Below are 820 nucleotides of genomic sequence, written 5' to 3'. Positions count from 1 at the left end.
GGCACTGTTGCAAATAGTCGGTGGTGATAAACTTATCATCCCCTTTTGCTGATGGAGCTGCACATGAACCCATTCAAAGGCCGGCATTTTCAGCGTGACATCATTCTGTGGGCCGTACGCTGGTACTGCAAATACGGCATCAGTTACCGTGAGCTGCAGGAGATGCTGGCTGAACGCGGAGTGAATGTCGATCACTCCACGATTTACCGCTGGGTTCAGCGTTATGCGCCTGAAATGGAAAAACGGCTGCGCTGGTACTGGCGTAACCCTTCCGATCTTTGCCCGTGGCACATGGATGAAACCTACGTGAAGGTCAATGGCCGCTGGGCGTATCTGTACCGGGCCGTCGACAGCCGGGGCCGCACTGTCGATTTTTATCTCTCCTCCCGTCGTAACAGCAAAGCTGCATACCGGTTTCTGGGTAAAATCCTCAACAACGTGAAGAAGTGGCAGATCCCGCGATTCATCAACACGGATAAAGCGCCCGCCTATGGTCGCGCGCTTGCTCTGCTCAAACGCGAAGGCCGGTGCCCGTCTGACGTTGAACACCGACAGATTAAGTACCGGAACAACGTGATTGAATGCGATCATGGCAAACTGAAACGGATAATCGGCGCCACGCTGGGATTTAAATCCATGAAGACGGCTTACGCCACCATCAAAGGTATTGAGGTGATGCGTGCACTACGCAAAGGCCAGGCCTCAGCATTTTATTATGGTGATCCCCTGGGCGAAATGCGCCTGGTAAGCAGAGTTTTTGAAATGTAAGGCCTTTGAATAAGACAAAAGGCTGCCTCATCGCTAACTTTGCAACAGTGCC

At 52.4% G+C, this 820-nt stretch carries 1 protein-coding gene; it reads left to right on the top strand.

Translation table 11 applies throughout. The annotated features are described in order from the left end of the window. Positions 1-63: 63 nt before the first annotated feature. Positions 64-768 carry an IS6-like element IS26 family transposase gene (locus GM655_RS22540; protein WP_001067855.1) on the top strand — a complete coding sequence of 235 codons (705 nt, stop codon included), beginning with the start codon at positions 64-66 and terminating at the stop codon, positions 766-768. Positions 769-820: the final 52 nt, after the last annotated feature.

It is taken from the genome of Pseudoduganella danionis (assembly GCF_009720775.1).
Taxonomy (GTDB): Bacteria; Pseudomonadota; Gammaproteobacteria; order Burkholderiales; family Burkholderiaceae_D; genus Rugamonas; species Rugamonas danionis.
This window is presented reverse-complemented; position numbering and strand designations above follow the sequence as displayed.

Coding starts and splice junctions, on each gene's coding strand:
- GM655_RS22540 (WP_001067855.1), top strand. CDS start 64: ATGAACCCATTCAAAGGCCGGCATTTTCAGCGTGACATCATTCTGTGG.